Raw genomic sequence first — 16,032 nt, forward strand, 5'->3', positions numbered from 1 at the left:
TTTACAACTACCTGACCGTTGTACTATACAACTGAAAGCGAAGGTCCGGCCAGCCCACGAGGCCGGCCCGCGGCGACAAGGAGCGCACCATGAGCGACGGCGCGCGGGAGACGTCCCTCGACACCATCCAGCGGGAACTGACGGCCTTCGCCCGCCGGGCGCGGGCCGCCGCGGCCCGGCTCCACCCGGAGCTGTCGCTGGTCTCGTACACGCTCCTGGCCCACATCGACGACCGGCGGGGCTGCCGGGCCACGGATCTGGCGGCCCACTACCTGCTGGACAAGTCGACGGTCAGCCGTCAGATCGGGGCCCTGGAGAAGCTCGGCCTGGTCGAGCGGCGGCCCGACCCGGACGACCACCGGGTGCAGGTGCTGCACCCCACGGAGGCGGGCCGGCAGGTCCTCGCCGCCACCCAGGCCAGCCGGCTGGCCGCGTACGAGGAACGCCTCAAGGACTGGTCTGCCGACGACCTCGCCGCGTTCGCGGCCTATCTGCTCCGCTACAACGCGGCGGGCGACAGCGGTGTGCCGGCCACCCCCGCCGCCTCTGGCACCACCGACACCCCCGGCACCCCCGCCGCCCCCGACAGCATGCCCTGACGCCCGCTACAGCCGGGCGTCGCGGGCCAGCAGTGCCGCCTGGACCCGGTTCTCGCAGTTCAGCTTGGCGAGGATCCGGCTCACATACGTCTTCACCGTGGCCTCGCTCATGTGCAGCCGCCGGCCGGCGTCGGCGTTGGAGAGCCCCTCCCCGAGCAGCGCGAGCACCTCGCGCTCCCGCTCGCTGAGGGCGGTCAGCCGCCGCCGCGCCTCCTCGGCGCGCGCCGCCTCACGGCCCGAGGCGAGCTGCTCGACCACATGCCGGGTCGCGGCGGGGGAGAGATAGGCGTCGCCGGCCGCGGCGGCCCGCACGGCGCGGATCAGCTCGGCCGGCGCGGTGTCCTTCAGAAGGAACCCGGCTCCGCCGTGCTCCAGGGCGCGCAACACGTTCTCCCGCTCGCCGAAGGTCGTCAGGACGATCACCTTCGTCGACGGCGCGGCCCGGCGCAGCTCGGGCAGGGCGGAGAGTCCGTCGAGCACGGGCATCTGGATGTCGAGCAGCACCACGTCCGCCGCGTGGGCGCGCGCCAGGTCGACGGCCTCGCGGCCGTTCGTGGCCTCGGCGGCGACCTCGATCTGCGGGTCCGAGGTGAGGATCATCCGGATTCCGGCTCGGATCAGGGGCTCGTCGTCGGCGATCACGACTCTGATCGGCCGCGCCGCCCCGGCCGCGGCCACCGGGCCCTCGCCCGCGCCCGCCCGTGCCTCGACCCCTGCCCCGCCCCCTGCTCCGGCCCCTGACGCAGCCCCTGCTCCGGTCCCTGCCCCGACCCCTGTCACAGCCTCTCCCCAACGGCTCGCGGTACGCACCGGCCACGCCCCGGGTCGGGGCCCGCCCCCGGCGCCCTGGCGTGGACCGCCCTAGCGCACGACGTCGTACGACTTCTTCTCGATCAGCTTGCCGTCCTTGAAGCAGAACCGGAAAACGGGCTCGGACTCGAAGCTGTCCCCGACCTCCGAACTCATCAGCACCAGGCACTTCGAGCCCTCGGGCTCCGCGGGGCCCTTTCCGTGCAGACCGGTCGTGGTGATGGTGTCGCCCGAGGGGAGCCGGTCGCGGACCTCCTTCTCGCTCTGCCCGACCTTGACGGCGTCGTACTCGGCCGGCTCGATCATGCCCTTCGACATCGAGCCCATCAGGAAGTAGATGCCGAAGCCGCCCGCGACCAGCAGCAGCACCAGCGCCGCGAACGCGATCCCGCAGCCCAGGGCTATCCCGCCGCCCGTGCTCCTGCCCCTGCCCGCCTGCATCGCCATCGCCAACTCCCGCTCGGTCACGGTCCAGTCGGACGGTCCGACCGGTACCCGACCACGGTGGCCTCGCGGACCCTTCATCGACTGCTGCCGGAAGTCGTCGGCCGCATCGACGAAAGACGCGGCGTGCGGGACGGCATGCGAGAGGGCGTGCGGCACCGGGTACGCGAACGTGGGCGACGGCGCGCCCTGGGCAGCGGCCGCGTCCGCCGACGGATCGGCGTACGGGTCCACGTACGGCGCGGCCTCCACCGCCCCGTACGGCAGGACTCCGGCGACCCGGAAGCCGCCGCCGTCGGCGGGGCCTGCGTGGACGATGCCGCCGACCAGACGGGCCCGCTCGTGCAGTCCGGTCAGCCCCTGCCCGCCGCTGACGACCTCGGCGGGCCGGTCGGCCGGGTCCTCGTTGAGGACCTCGACGACGAACGCGTCCGGCTCGTAGCGCACCTCCACGGTGATGGGGGCACCCGGGGCGTGCTTGTAGGCGTTCGTGAGGCCCTCCTGGACGATCCGGTACGCGGCGTGGTCCACGGCCGGCGCGAGCGCCCGGGGCTCTCCGTGCCGGGTCAGGTCGATGGTGGTCCCGGCGGAGCGGGCGGCCAGGACGAGTCCCTCGATACCGGCGGCCCCCCGCGCCGCCCGTCCCGTCTCGTCGCCGGGCCGCGCCACCGGTGCACCCGGGCCCTCGTCCGGGGCCTCGACGCCGTCGCGCAGGATGCCGACAACCTCCCGCAGCTCGTGCATGGCGTCCACGGACGCGTTCCGCAACACCGCCACCACCTCACGCTGGCGGTCCGTCAGATGGGGGTCCACCTCCAGGGCGCCGGTGTGCACGGAGATCAGCGCAAGCTGATGGCCGAGGCTGTCGTGCATGTCCTGGGCGATCCGCTGGCGCTCCCGCATCCTGGCCTGACCGGCGATCATCGCCCGCTCCCGCAGCAACTGGACGTTGCGCTCCTGGAGCGCGTGCAGCAGCGTCCTGCGCTGGGCCCAGTAGCGGTGGGCGAGTCCGGGGGCGAGCGTCGTCGCCAGGAAGTACAGCGTCGAGATGAACGTGACCGTCAGGATCCGGTGGCCGTCCCACATCTCGAGGACGGTGCCGGCGATGTTCAGCACGTACGCGGCGGTGCCCGCGGCCAGCGCCCGGCCCGCGCCCGGGATGTAACGCCCCGCCGACCAGCCGACGAGGATCAGCAGTGCCAGGAAGCCCGGTACGAACGGGGCGAGGAACGACGTGACGAGCAGCGCGGTCACGGGCAGCCGGCGCCGCAGCAGCGACAGCACCGCCGAGGCCAGGGCGACCCCCGCGAGCGCCCAGACCTCCCCGCCGAGGAGGTCCTCGGTGCCGGCGGCCAGCAGTGCCATGACGACGGCGAGCACCACCTCGCCCGCGGTCCTGCGCCGCGACCACTGCCCCGGCACCGCGAACCAGCGCCACCCGGCGCCGAGCCAGGTCCTGACGGTCCGGATCTTCGTAGGAGCTTCCACGCTCGCACGATAGGCGCGGCCTCGGATCGCCCGCCGTCCTCTTTCGTCTCGGCCGCCACCGACGAAGGTCGCGCCGCCGCCGCGTGCCTGCCCCGCGCCCCGATCGTCCACACACGGAAGCCCGCATGAGCGGAGCCCGACATACGCGGAAGCCCCGTAGGTCATCGACCTACAGGGCTTCCGTCTTGTGCGCGAGGGGGGAGTTGAACCCCCACGCCCTTTCGGGCACTGGAACCTGAATCCAGCGCGTCTGCCTATTCCGCCACCCGCGCATTGGGTGGTCTCCGGGCTCCTTCACCTTTCGGTGCGCTCGCCTGGCGACATCTGAAGATTAGCACGTCGGCGACGGTGGATTCACATCCGTTGTTTCGACCCCTCGCCTGCGGAGGAGGAGAGAGAAGGGCACGACGGTCGGGCTCGGCGGTCGGCTCGGCAGTCGGCTCGGCGGTCGGTTCGGCGGTCGGTTCGGCAGTCGTACGACGAGGACACGGAGGAAGTGGGGGGAGTGAGGGGGAGAGGTGACGCACGAGGCACTGCTGCTCCGGTCCCCGGTGCGCGACACTGTCCACAGGCCGCCTCTACGATCCCTGGGGGAAGGTCCGCGGAGGGTCTGTGAGAGGTGACACTCGTCCACAGGGCAGAGAAGGGGAACCAGCCGATTTCCCGACGCGTGGATACGATCAGTAAGCAGTACCAGGACGACAACGACGGAGGAGGTGCCCCATGGGAGTCCTGAAGCGGTTCGAGCAGCGACTCGAAGGTCTCGTCAACGGCACCTTCGCCAAGGTTTTCAAGTCCGAGGTCCAGCCCGTCGAGATCGCCGGCGCGCTCCAGCGCGAGTGCGACAACAACGCGACGATCTGGAACCGTGAGCGGACCGTCGTCCCCAACGACTTCATCGTGGAGCTGAGCGCGCCGGACTACGAGCGCCTCAGCCCCTACTCGGGCCAGCTCGGCGACGAGCTCGCCGGCCTGGTCAGGGACTACGCCAAGCAGCAGCGGTACACCTTCATGGGCCCGATCAAGGTCCACCTGGAGAAGGCCGACGACCTCGACACCGGTCTGTACCGGGTGCGCAGCCGTACGCTCGCGTCGAGTACGTCACAGCCGCAGCCGCCCGCCGGCGGTCCCGCCCCGCATCCCGGCCAGGGTCACCAGCAGCCGCCCCGCGGCGGCTACGGCTACCCTCCGGCCGGCGCTCCGCCGATGCCCGCGACCCCGCCGCCGGGTGCCCCGGCCATGCCGGGACACCGTCCGACGGCTCCGGCCGCGGGCCGCCCCGGCGGCCCCGCGCCCGTGCCGGGAGCGGCCGGTGCGGGCGGGCAGGTCCGCCGCTGGATCGAGATCAACGGCACCCGTCACCAGATTTCCCGCCCGACCCTGGTCCTCGGCCGCAGCACCGACGCGGACGTGAGGATCGACGATCCCGGCGTCTCGCGCCGGCACTGCGAGATCCGGACCGGAACGCCCTCGACGATCACGGATCTCGGGTCCACCAACGGCATCGTGGTGGACGGGCAGCACACCACCCGCGCTACGCTCCGCGACGGCTCGCGGATCGTCGTGGGCAGCACCACCATCGTTTACCGGCAAGCCGAAGGGTGAAGCGGGGGCAATGTCAGAGCTGACCCTGACGGTCATGCGGCTGGGTTTCCTGGCCGTTCTGTGGCTGTTCGTCATCGTGGCCGTCCAGGTCATCCGGAGCGACCTGTTCGGCACGCGGGTCACCCAGCGCGGTTCGCGGCGCCAGGAAGCACGCCCGCAGCAGGGCGGGCGCCAGCCCGCCGCGCCTCCGCAGCAGCGGGGCGGCCAGCAGGCCGCGGGCGGCGGGCGGCAGCGCCGCGGCGCCCCGACCAAACTCGTCGTCTCCGAGGGCACCCTCACCGGCACGACGGTCGCCCTCCAGGGGCAGACCATCACGCTGGGCCGTGCCCACGACTCGACGATCGTGCTGGACGACGACTACGCCTCCAGCAGGCACGCCAGGATCTACCCGGACCGGGACGGTCAGTGGATCGTCGAGGACCTCGGGTCCACCAACGGCACGTATCTCGACCGGACCCGCCTCACCACGGCCACGCCGATTCCGCTGGGCGCGCCGATCCGCATCGGCAAGACCGTCATCGAGCTTCGGAAGTAGTGCTACATCATGAATGAGCGCGAGCGGAGCGAGCGCGCCGGGACGGTCCCGAGGACGGGCCGCCCCGAGGACCGTGCGGCGGCCCGGGCAGCGGGCCAGGGCGGGTACGGGCTCCCGACCGGAGGGTGGGCAGTGTGGCTCGAGACCGGCGGCACCCCGAGGCGGCGCCGACAGGGCAGGTGCGCATGAGCTTGTCACTGCGTTTCGCCGCGGGCTCGCACAAGGGCATGATCCGCGAGGGCAACGAGGACTCGGGCTACGCCGGTCCGCGGCTGCTCGCGATCGCGGACGGCATGGGCGGCCAGGCCGCCGGTGAGGTCGCCTCGTCCGAGGTGATCTCCACCCTGGTGACGCTCGACGACGACGTCCCCGGCTCCGACATCCTCACCTCGCTCGGTACGGCGGTGCAGCGCGCCAACGACCAGCTCAGGATGATGGTCGAGGAGGACCCGCAACTGGAGGGCATGGGCACGACGCTCACCGCCCTGCTGTGGACGGGCCAGCGCCTCGGGCTCGTGCACGTCGGCGACTCCCGCGCGTATCTGCTGCGCGACGGCGTCCTCACCCAGATCACCCAGGACCACACGTGGGTGCAGCGGCTCGTCGACGAGGGCCGGATCACCGAGGAGGAGGCCACCACCCACCCGCAGAGGTCGCTCCTCATGCGCGCGCTGGGCAGTGGCGACCACGTCGAGCCGGACCTGTCCATCCGCGAGGTGCGGGCCGGCGACCGCTATCTGGTCTGCTCCGACGGCCTGTCGGGCGTGGTGTCGCACCAGACCCTCGAGGAGACCCTCGCCAGCTACCAGGGTCCGCAGGAGACCGTGCAGGAGCTGATCCAGCTCGCGCTGCGCGGCGGCGGCCCGGACAACATCACGGTGATCGTCGCCGATGTCCTCGACGTCGACGGCGGTGACACCCTCGCCGGCCACCTCAGCGACACCCCGGTGATCGTGGGCGCGGTCGCCGAGAACCAGGCGCAGCCGCACGACGGCGGCGCGATGCACACGCCCGCGGGCCGCGCCTCCGGGCTCGGCCGGCCGGCGCCGCCCCAGCAGCACGCGATGGGCGGCCCCCCGGCGCAGCCCGGCGGAGGCTTCGGCCCGCCCGGCAGCGGCGACGACCACGGCTACGGCGGGATGCCGCCGCAGGGTTCCTTCGGCGCGTACGCGGAGGACGACTTCGACAAGCCGCGCTCCGGCCGCAAGTGGCTGAAGCGCTCCTTCCTCCTCCTGCTGGCGCTCGGTGTGATCGGCGGCGGCCTGTACGGCGGGCACCGCTGGACGCAGTCGCAGTACTACGTGGGGACGAAGGACGAGCACGTGGCGCTGTACCGGGGCATCAGCCAGGACCTCGCCTGGCTGAAGCTGTCGGAGGTCGAGTCGGACCACCCCGAGATCGAACTCAAGTACCTGCCGGCGTACCAGCGCAAGCAGGTCGAGGACACGATCGCGGGCGGCAGCCTCGCCAAGGCGAAGGCGAAGATCGCCGAGCTGGCGGTGCAGGCGTCGGCCTGCAAGAAGACCGAGCAGCGCCAGAAGGCCGCCGCGGACGCGGCGGACAAGGCGAGCACGCCGCCGCCGTCGGCGGACGGTGCCGCGGCGCCGAACTCCAAGCCCACCACAGCCGCGCCGTCCCCCGGGCCCACCCTGTCCTCGGAGGAGCAGAAGCTGGCCTCGAACTGCGGCAAGCAGTAAGCAGACCCGTAGGGGGCCTTTCACCACCATGAGCGTTGTCACCAACACGACCACCATCGGCGCCATCGAGGCGCCGAGCCGCCGGAACACCGAGCTGGCGCTGCTGGCGTTCGCCGTCGCCATCCCGGTGCTCGCGTACCTCAACGTCGGTCTGGCGATCGACGGCAAGGTGCCGCCGGGCATGGCGGGATACGGGCTGGGGCTCGGCCTGCTCGCGGGCGTCGCGCATCTCGTGGTGCGCAAGTGGGCGCCGTACGCGGACCCGCTGCTGCTGCCGCTGGCGACGCTGCTGAACGGGATGGGACTGGTGCTGATCTGGCGCCTGGACCAGTCGCCGCGCATCATCGCCCGGTACAAGACCTTCAGCCCCGACGCACCGAACCAGATGCTGTACTCGGCGATCGGCATCGCCATGTTCGTGGGGGTGCTGCTGCTCCTGAAGGACCACCGGGTCCTGCAGCGCTACACGTACATCTCCATGGCGGCGGCCCTCGTGCTGCTGCTGCTGCCGCTCGTCCCCGGCCTCGGTACGGATGTCTTCGGCGCCAAGATCTGGATCAACGTCGGTGGTTTCTCGATCCAGCCCGGTGAGTTCGCGAAGCTGGTCCTGGCCGTGTTCTTCTCCGGCTATCTGATGGTGAAACGGGACGCGCTCGCGCTGGCCAGCCGCCGCTTCATGGGGCTGTATCTGCCGCGTGGCCGTGACCTGGGCCCGATCCTGACGATCTGGGCGATCAGCCTGATGATCCTCGTCTTCGAGAACGACCTCGGAACGTCGCTGCTGTTCTTCGGCATGTTCGTGATCATGCTGTACGTGGCGACGGAGCGGACGAGCTGGGTCGTCATGGGTCTGCTGATGTCCACCGCGGGCGCCGTGGTCGTCGGCTCCACCGCCAGCCACGTCCAGTCCCGTGTGGCCGCGTGGCTCGACCCCTTCGAGTGCCTGAAGACGGCCCCGGAGCGGTCGAACATGGCGGCCGCCTGCGACCAGATGACGCAGGTGCTGATGTCCTTCGGCTCCGGCGGCATCCTCGGCACCGGCATGGGGCAGGGCAACTCCGACCTCATCGGCTTCGCCGCCAACTCCGACTTCATCTTTGCCACCGTCGGCGAGGAGCTCGGCCTCACCGGTGTGATGGTCTTCCTGCTCTTCTACGGGCTGATCATCGAACGCGGTGTGCGCACCGCCCTCGCGGCCCGCGACCCGTTCGGCAAGCTGCTCGCGATGGGCCTGTCGGGCGCGTTCGCGCTGCAGGTCTTCGTCGTCGCCGGCGGTGTGATGGGCCTCATCCCGCTGACCGGTATGACGATGCCGTTCCTCGCCTACGGTGGTTCGTCCGTGATCGCCAACTGGGCGTTGATCGGCGTGCTGATCCGTATCAGCGACACCGCGCGCCGCCCCGCGCCCTCCCCCGCCCCGAACCCCGACGCCGAGATGACGCAGGTGGTCCGTCCGTGAACAAGCCGCTGCGCCGCGTCGCGATCTTCTGCGGCCTGCTGATCCTCGCCCTGCTGGTGCGGGACAACTGGCTCCAGTACGTGCGCGCCGACGAGCTGAACGCCCACCCGAAGAACAAGCGGGTCACGATCGAGCGCTACGCCAGCGAGCGCGGCAACATCATCGTGGACGGCAAGCCGATCACGGGCTCGGTCGATTCCAAGGACAACTTCTACAAGTTCAAGCGGACGTACGTCGACGGCCCCATGTGGGCGCCGGTGACGGGCTACGCCTCGCAGGCTTTCGACGCCAGCCAGATCGAGAAGATCGAGGACGGCATCCTCACCGGCAACGACGACCGGCTGTTCTTCGACCGCACGCTCGCGATGTTCACCGGCGAGAAGAAGAAGGGCGGCGACGTCGTCACCACCCTGAGCGGGGCGGCGCAGAAGGCCGCGTACAAGGGTCTGGGGTCGAAGACGGGCGCGGTCGTGGCGATCGAGCCGTCGACGGGCAAGATCCTCGCGCTGGCCTCGACGCCGTCGTACGACCCGGCGTCCTTCGCGGGCTACCACAACGCGGACGCCAAGGCGTGGCAGGCGCTGGAGACGGACAAGAACAAGCCGAAGCTGAACCGGGCGCTGCGCGAGATCTACCCGCCCGGCTCGGTGTTCAAGGTGGTCACGGCCGCGGCGGCGCTGGAGAACGGCGCGGTCAAGGACATCAACGCGGCGACGGACACCCCTGAGGGCTGGAAGATCCCGCTCTCCACGGTGCCGATGAAGAACCACTCGGGCGGTTGTGCCAACGCCAGCCTGAACGAGGCGCTGCGGATCTCGTGCAACTCGGTGTTCGCCAAGCTCGGTGACGACGTCGGCCGGGACAAGATGGCGGAGATGGCGGAGAAGTTCGGTTTCAACGCCGAGCAGTTCACGCCGGTCCGCGCCGTCGCCTCCGTCTACGACAAGAAGGCCGACCGCGGTGGAAACGCGCTGTCGTCGATCGGCCAGTTCAACACGGCCACCACGCCGCTGCAGATGGCCATGGTGACGGCGGCGATCGCCAACGACGGCAAGCTGATGAAGCCGTACATGATCGACAAGCTGGTGGCGCCGAACCTCGACGTCATCAAGCAGAACGAGCCGGAGGAGCTGAGCCGCCCGGTCTCGCCGGAGAACGCGCAGTTGCTCCAGACGATGATGGAGAACGTCGTCGAGAACGGCACCGGCGGCAAGGCCGATCTGGGCATGGCCGGTGTGAAGGTCGGCGGCAAGACCGGTACGGCCCAGCACGGTGAGAAGAACGCCAAGCGTCCCTACGCGTGGTTCATCTCCTACGCCAAGACCGACCAGGGCTCCCCGGTCGCGGTGGCCGTGATCGTCGAGGACGCGGCGGGCACGGACCGTGAGGACATCAGCGGTGGCGGCCTGGCGGCGCCGATCGCGAAGGCTGTGATGAAGGCGGTACTGAAGAGCAGGAGCTGATCTTCCGGGCCGGGACCGCCGCCGGGACCGTTGCCGGATCGCTGCCGGATCGCGGCGGAACCGCCGCCGGATCGCGCTGGGGCTCCCACCAGGGATTCCCTCGCGATTTCTTCGGGATTCCCTCGGGATGCCCTCGCGATTGCACCGCGATCCCGCTCAGGATCCCGGCCGTGATCGCCGGGGGCCGGGCCGGATACCGGTCGGGTATCAGGTGACGGTCGGCGGGCGAAGTGCCTTCCCGCGGCCGGTAGCGTATGCGCGAACAGCACACACCGCCGGACCACACACGGGTGCGGTCGGGACAGACGGAGAGGGCTGGAGAAGCTATGGAAGAGCCGCGTCGCCTCGGCGGCCGGTACGAGCTGGGCTCGGTGCTCGGCCGTGGTGGCATGGCCGAGGTGTACCTCGCGCACGACACCCGGCTCGGCCGCACCGTCGCCGTGAAGACCTTGCGGGCCGACCTCGCCCGTGACCCGTCCTTCCAGGCCCGGTTCCGCCGTGAGGCCCAGTCCGCCGCCTCGCTCAACCACCCGGCGATCGTCGCGGTCTACGACACCGGTGAGGACTACGTCGACGGCGTGTCCATCCCGTACATCGTGATGGAGTACGTCGACGGCTCCACCCTGCGTGAGCTGCTGCACTCCGGGCGCAAGCTGCTGCCCGAGCGCACGCTGGAGATGACCGTCGGCATCCTGCAGGCGCTGGAGTACTCGCACCGCGCCGGCATCGTCCACCGCGACATCAAGCCGGCGAACGTCATGCTGACCCGCACCGGCCAGGTCAAGGTCATGGACTTCGGCATCGCGCGCGCCATGGGCGACGCGGGCATGACCATGACGCAGACCGCCGCGGTGATCGGCACGGCCCAGTACCTGTCTCCGGAGCAGGCCAAGGGCGAGCAGGTCGACGCCCGCTCCGACCTCTACTCCACCGGCTGTCTGCTGTACGAGCTGCTGACGGTCCGGCCGCCGTTCATCGGCGACTCGCCGGTCGCGGTCGCCTACCAGCACGTGCGGGAGGAGCCGCAGCCGCCGAGCGTCTTCGACCCCGAGATCACGCCGGAGATGGACGCGATCGTCCTGAAGGCGCTGGTCAAGGACCCCGACTACCGCTACCAGTCCGCCGACGAGATGCGCGCGGACATCGAGGCGTGCCTCGACGGGCAGCCGGTCGCGGCGACCGCCGCGATGGGCGCGGTGGGCTACGGCGGGGCGTACGGCGGTTACGCGCCGGAGGACCAGCCGACGACGGCGCTGCGCCAGGCCGACCCGGCGGGCGCGCACACGGCGATGCTGCCGCCGATGAACCCGGACGACGGCGGCTACGGCTACGACGACCGCCCCGATCGCCGCCGCCAGAAGAAGTCGAAGACCTCGACGATCCTGCTCGTCCTCGCGGGCATCCTCGTGCTGGTCGGCGCGATCCTCATCGGCCAGGCGGTGTTCAAGTCCAAGGACGGCGCCGACCAGGTGCCGGTGCCGCTGCTCGTCGGCAAGACGCTGAAGGAAGCGGAGGGCCTCGCGCAGAACGCGCAGGTCAAGGTGGTGCAGAGCGGCACCGAGCGGTGTGAGCAGCCGAAGGGCGCGATCTGCCGGCAGTCGCCGGAGTCGCTGCCGGAGGCGAAGATGGACGTCGGCGAGACGATCTCCGTCGTCGTGTCCGAGGGCGCCCCGCAGGTCGAGGTGCCGGACGTCACCGAGAAGCAGCAGGCGAGCGCCGAGGAGCAGCTCCGCGCCAAGGGCTTCAAGGTCACCGTGAAGTACGAGGAGTCCGACCAGGAGCCGGGCCGGGTGCTGAGCCAGAGCCCCGACGGCGGTTCGAAGGCGGAGAAGAACTCCGAGGTCACGATCACCGTGGCGAAGAAGGAGAAGTCGCGTCTGCCGGACGTCACGGGTCGTTCCTACGACCAGGCCGTCCAGGACCTGAAGCTGCTCGGCTTCGAGAACGTGGCCCGTCAGGACGTGGACTCCGACCAGCCCGCGGGCACGGTCATCGGCCAGACCCCCAACGGCAACACGGACCAGCCGAAGGACGTGCAGATCGCGCTGAAGGTCTCCAAGGGCCCGCAGCAGACGCAGCAGCCGGTGCCGTTCGTCATCGGCCAGACCCTCGACGAGGCGCGCGCGACGCTCGCCGCCAACGGCTACCAGCTCGGTAACGTCGACGGTTCCTCCGACGGTGACGCCCGCGTCCGGCAGCAGGACCCGCTGCCGGGGACGCCGGGCCAGCCGAACCAGGCGGTCAACGTGAAGACGGAGAAGAACGGCAACGGTGGCGGCGGCTGGTTCGACTAGAGCCTCCCGCTCTCCATGAGCAGGCCATGAGCAGGCCATGAGTACGGCCCGCGTACGGCATGGGTAAGCCCCGGCGTCCTGGACGCCGGGGCTTACCCATGTCGCCTACCGCAGTTCCGCCGGCGGGGTGCGGGCGGCGTCGACCTTCTCGGTGCGCACCAGTTCGCCCCACACGATGTAGCGGTAGTCGGAGGTGTACATCGGGGTGCAGGTCGTCAGGGTGATGTAGCGGCCCGGCTTGGTCCTGCCGGACTCCTCGGGGACGGGCTGGAGGACGTCCACGTTGTACTTCGTGGTCTGCGGGAGGGTCTTGTAGACCTTGTAGACGTACCAGGTGTCCTTGGACTCGAAGACGATCGGGTCACCGGTCTTGAGCTTGTGGATGTTGTGGAACTTCGCGCCGTGCCCGTCGCGGTGCGCGGCGAGCGTGAAGTTGCCCTTCTTGTCCTGGGGCAGGGCGGACTTCACGGGTTCGGTGTAGTAGCCGGCGACACCGTTGTTGAGGGTCTCGGGGTCGGTGCCCTTCTTCACCAGCACCTCGTCGCCGCCGAAGGCCGGCACGTGCAGGAAGCCGATGCCGTCCTTGGTGTCGAGCGCGCCGGGTCCGCTGTCGGCCCAGTGGTCGCGGACCTGGTCGCCGTCCTTGTCGGCGGCCCGGTCGGCGAGGACGTTGGTCCACCACAGGGAGTAGACGACGAAGAGGCCGAGGACCAGGCCGGCGGTGATGAGGAGTTCACCGAAGACGCTGATGATCCCGGCGATCCGGTTGCGCGCACGTGCCACTAGGTCGTCCCGTCGAGGTGTGGAGGAGCTCGGTCGTGGGGGTCAGCCTACGAGCGCGTCCGGCTTTCCCTTGCTGCGCGGGCGTTCCTCGACGAGCTTTCCCCACACGATCATGCGGTACGTGCTCGTGAACTCCGGCGTGCAGGTCGTCAGCGTGATGTAGCGGCCGGGCTTGGTGAAGCCGGAGCCCTTCGGTACGGGGTCGATGACGGCCACGTTGGACGGCGCGGTCTGCGGCAGGATGCTCGCCATCTCGTACGTGTAGTAGGCGTCCCGGGTCTCGACGACGATCGGGTCGCCGGGGACGAGGCGGTTGATGTACCGGAACGGCTCGCCGTGGGTGTTGCGGTGCCCGGCGACGGCGAAGTTGCCCTGCTTGTCGGCGGGCATGGCGGTCTTCAGCCTGCCCTCGGCGTAGTGGCCGACCATGCCCTTGTCGAGGACCTTGTTCTTGTCGATGCCCTCGGCGACGGGGACGACGACGTCCAGCTTCGGGATGTACATGAGGGCGAAGCCCTCGCCGGGCTCGAAGGCGCCGGGCTTGCGGTCCTCCTGGGACCAGGAGTTCTCGATCTTCTCCTTGGCCTTGTCGGTCTCGTGGCCGGCGCGGACGTTGGTCCACCACAACTGGTAGGTGACGAACAGCAGCATGACGACGCCGAAGGTGATGAACAGCTCGCCGACGACACGGCTGAGGACGACGCCGACGCTGTCCTTGGCGGCGCGGGCGGCGCGGCGGGCCTCCACGCGGGAGAGCGGCGCGGTGGCCTGCGCGGGCGCGGCCGGCTCGGGGGCGGCGCCGCGGCCCTTGCGCTTGGCGGCCCGGCGGCGCTCGGCCCGGCCGGGACCGGGTGGCGGCGCGGCGGCCGGTTCGACGGTGCGCAGCGCCATCGTCCCGTCGTCCGGCTCCTGCGGCTGCTCGTAGGGAGCGGGAGAAGGACCGGGGGGAGGAGCCGCGTACGTCTCCTGCGCGGGTACGTACGCGTCCGGCGGAGCCGCGTAGGCGTCCTGAGCGGCTGTGTACGCATCCTGAGGATCCGGGTACGTGTCCTGAGGGGCTGTGTAGGCCCCCTGAGGCTGCTGGACGGCCTGGACGCCCTGGTAGGCGTCCGGCCCCGGTATCGCCTCGTAGACGGCCGTCTCGGCCTCGTACAGCGGCTGCGCGGCGGGGTGTGCGGGCCCGGGTGCGGGTCCCGAGGCGGGGTCGGGGGAGGGTGTCGGCTGGGGCTCGGGCTCGTCCGGCAGGTTCGTCGCCCGGAACCACGGAGACCCGGCCGTCACGCGACGGCCTTGCCCACCACCGGCGCGAGTCCCGCCGACCGTGCGACCGCCCCCTTGTCGCCGCACTGCTCCAGCCAGTTGGCGAGCATCAGGTGGCCGTGCTCGGTGAGCACCGACTCGGGGTGGAACTGCACGCCCTCGACCGGCAGTTCGCGGTGGCGCAGCCCCATGATGATGCCGTCCTCGGTGCGCGCGGTGACCTCGAGCTCGGCCGGCAGGGCGGCGGGCTCGGCGGCCAGCGAGTGGTAGCGGGTCGCGGTGAACGGCGAGGGCAGGCCGGTGAAGACGCCCTTGCCCTCGTGGGTGACGAGGGAGGTCTTGCCGTGCAGCAGCTCGGGCGCGCGGTCGACGACTCCGCCGTAGGCGACGGCCATCGACTGCATGCCGAGGCAGACGCCGAAGACGGGTACGCCGGTGGCGGCGCAGTGGCGCACCATGTCGATGCAGACCCCGGCCTGTTCGGGCGCGCCGGGCCCGGGCGACAGGAGCACCCCGTCGAACCCGTCCTGCGCGTGGGAGAGCTCCACCTCGTCGTTGCGCAGGACTTCGCACTCGGCGCCGAGCTGGTAGAGGTACTGAACGAGGTTGAAGACGAAGCTGTCGTAGTTGTCGACGACGAGAATTCGCGCGCTCACTGGCCGTCCACCGTCACATCGTTGAACGGAAGCAGGGGCTCCGCCCAAGGGAACACGTACTGGAAGAGGACGTAGACGACCGCGAGGACCAGCACGACCGAGATCAGCGCCCGCACGAGGGCGTTGCCCGGCAGGTGCCGCCAGATCCATCCGTACATGACGTCCGCCGCCCCTTCCGTTCGTTACGGCACCAGAGTACGGGTCGCGGGGCGGTCGCGGGTCAGCCGTCCAAAGCCTGTGGACGACCGGCGGTCACGGGCCGGGTGGCGTCCAGGTGCGCCCAGGCGATCAGCCGGTGGCTGCTGCCCCACTCGGGGTCGCAGGTGGTGAGGGTGAGATAGCGGCCGGGGCCGGTGAAGCCGGACCCGCGCGGTACGGGATCGACGACGGCGGTGTCGGTCGGCACCGTGCGGTGGGGCGCGCGGACGATCCGGTACGTGTACCAGGTCGTGCCGTCGGTGAGGACGACGGCGTCGCCGCGGCGCAGGCGGGGGAAGTCCTTGAAGGGGTCCCCGTAGGTGCGGCGGTGTCCGGCGACGGCGAAGTTCCCGGTGGCGCCGAGGCGTGCGGTGCCGGCGTAGTGGCCGAGGCCCTTCTTCAGGGTGGCGGCCCGGGTGCCTTCCAGGACGGGCCACTCCCAGTCGCGGCCGAGGCGGGGGACGTACATGACGGCGAGGCCCTTGCCGTCGGCGTACGGGGCGGGGGCGGGCGCGGGCGCGGGCCCGGGCGGTCCGGAGGGTGGTGCGGGGGCGGCCGGCGCGACCGGGCGGTCCGCCCACTCCTTCTGGAGGCCGGCGAGCTGCCCGGCGGCGGCGCTGTCGGCCCGCACGCCCGTCCAGTACAGGACGTACCCGACGAAGAGGACGATCAGGGCGCCGACGGTGATGCACAGCTCGCTGAGGCTCCGTACGACCAGGCGCAGCGCCACCGGCCCCTCCC

14 protein-coding genes and 1 tRNA gene are annotated in these 16,032 nt (G+C 70.9%); 7 read left to right on the plus strand and 8 right to left on the minus strand.

Annotated features, from left to right (window positions below; genetic code table 11):
• The first annotated feature begins 89 nt into the window (after positions 1-89).
• Positions 90-599: a MarR family winged helix-turn-helix transcriptional regulator gene (locus tag ABZ135_RS12250; protein WP_356694582.1), complete on the plus strand. Its 510-nt coding sequence runs from the start codon at positions 90-92 to the stop codon at positions 597-599.
• A gap of 6 nt (positions 600-605) precedes the next feature.
• Here ABZ135_RS12250 and ABZ135_RS12255 read toward each other — a convergent pair whose 3' ends face one another.
• The 3 genes from ABZ135_RS12255 to ABZ135_RS12265 form a co-directional block, all read right to left on the minus strand.
• A complete protein-coding gene (locus ABZ135_RS12255) occupies positions 606-1,241 on the minus strand; it encodes a response regulator transcription factor (RefSeq protein ID WP_356694584.1) in 636 nt (211 codons plus the stop codon).
• Between the two features lie 219 nt (positions 1,242-1,460).
• The gene (locus tag ABZ135_RS12260; protein ID WP_356694782.1) at positions 1,461-3,218 is read right to left on the minus strand and encodes a histidine kinase; all 1,758 of its coding nucleotides are present in this window, start codon (positions 3,216-3,218) and stop codon (positions 1,461-1,463) included.
• Between the two features lie 311 nt (positions 3,219-3,529).
• Positions 3,530-3,613, minus strand: a tRNA-Leu gene (locus ABZ135_RS12265).
• A gap of 451 nt (positions 3,614-4,064) precedes the next feature.
• Between ABZ135_RS12265 and ABZ135_RS12270 the strand changes: the two genes are divergently transcribed.
• From ABZ135_RS12270 to pknB, 6 genes are all read left to right on the plus strand, one after another.
• Positions 4,065-4,946, plus strand: coding sequence for a DUF3662 and FHA domain-containing protein (locus ABZ135_RS12270; protein WP_356694586.1), 882 nt, complete (start codon positions 4,065-4,067; stop codon positions 4,944-4,946).
• Positions 4,947-4,956: 10 nt separating this feature from the next.
• On the plus strand, positions 4,957-5,481 hold the full coding sequence (locus ABZ135_RS12275) for an FHA domain-containing protein (RefSeq protein WP_356694588.1): 525 nt from the start codon (positions 4,957-4,959) through the stop codon (positions 5,479-5,481).
• 185 nt (positions 5,482-5,666) lie between these two features.
• Positions 5,667-7,178 carry a Stp1/IreP family PP2C-type Ser/Thr phosphatase gene (locus ABZ135_RS12280; RefSeq protein WP_356694590.1) on the plus strand — a complete coding sequence of 504 codons (1,512 nt, stop codon included), beginning with the start codon at positions 5,667-5,669 and terminating at the stop codon, positions 7,176-7,178.
• 28 nt (positions 7,179-7,206) lie between these two features.
• Entirely contained in the window at positions 7,207-8,637 is a 1,431-nt protein-coding gene (locus tag ABZ135_RS12285; RefSeq protein ID WP_356694592.1) for an FtsW/RodA/SpoVE family cell cycle protein, read from the plus strand.
• Positions 8,634-10,100: a penicillin-binding transpeptidase domain-containing protein gene (locus ABZ135_RS12290; RefSeq protein ID WP_356694594.1), complete on the plus strand. Its 1,467-nt coding sequence runs from the start codon at positions 8,634-8,636 to the stop codon at positions 10,098-10,100. Before ABZ135_RS12285 ends, ABZ135_RS12290 begins: the two co-directional genes overlap by 4 nt.
• A gap of 326 nt (positions 10,101-10,426) precedes the next feature.
• Positions 10,427-12,394 (plus strand): Stk1 family PASTA domain-containing Ser/Thr kinase, encoded by a 1,968-nt coding sequence (pknB, locus tag ABZ135_RS12295; protein WP_356694596.1) that lies wholly within the window; start codon positions 10,427-10,429, stop codon positions 12,392-12,394.
• Positions 12,395-12,499: 105 nt separating this feature from the next.
• Here pknB and ABZ135_RS12300 read toward each other — a convergent pair whose 3' ends face one another.
• The 5 genes from ABZ135_RS12300 to ABZ135_RS12320 all read right to left on the minus strand — a co-directional run bounded on the left by ABZ135_RS12300 (position 12,500) and on the right by ABZ135_RS12320 (position 16,021).
• Positions 12,500-13,177: a class E sortase gene (locus tag ABZ135_RS12300; RefSeq protein ID WP_356694598.1), complete on the minus strand. Its 678-nt coding sequence runs from the start codon at positions 13,175-13,177 to the stop codon at positions 12,500-12,502.
• 42 nt (positions 13,178-13,219) lie between these two features.
• Complete coding sequence (locus ABZ135_RS12305; RefSeq protein ID WP_356694600.1) at positions 13,220-14,458, minus strand: class E sortase; 1,239 nt, start codon at positions 14,456-14,458, stop codon at positions 13,220-13,222.
• Entirely contained in the window at positions 14,455-15,093 is a 639-nt protein-coding gene (locus ABZ135_RS12310) for an aminodeoxychorismate/anthranilate synthase component II (RefSeq protein ID WP_356694602.1), read from the minus strand. The genes ABZ135_RS12305 and ABZ135_RS12310 overlap by 4 nt, the downstream gene beginning before the upstream one ends.
• Positions 15,090-15,251 carry a hypothetical protein gene (locus tag ABZ135_RS12315; RefSeq protein WP_345486919.1) on the minus strand — a complete coding sequence of 54 codons (162 nt, stop codon included), beginning with the start codon at positions 15,249-15,251 and terminating at the stop codon, positions 15,090-15,092. The genes ABZ135_RS12310 and ABZ135_RS12315 overlap by 4 nt, the downstream gene beginning before the upstream one ends.
• 62 nt (positions 15,252-15,313) lie before the next feature.
• Complete coding sequence (locus ABZ135_RS12320; RefSeq protein WP_356694604.1) at positions 15,314-16,021, minus strand: class E sortase; 708 nt, start codon at positions 16,019-16,021, stop codon at positions 15,314-15,316.
• Positions 16,022-16,032: the final 11 nt, after the last annotated feature.

This window comes from Streptomyces sp. NPDC006339 (assembly GCF_040612775.1).
In the GTDB taxonomy this organism is placed as follows: domain Bacteria; phylum Actinomycetota; class Actinomycetes; order Streptomycetales; family Streptomycetaceae; genus Streptomyces.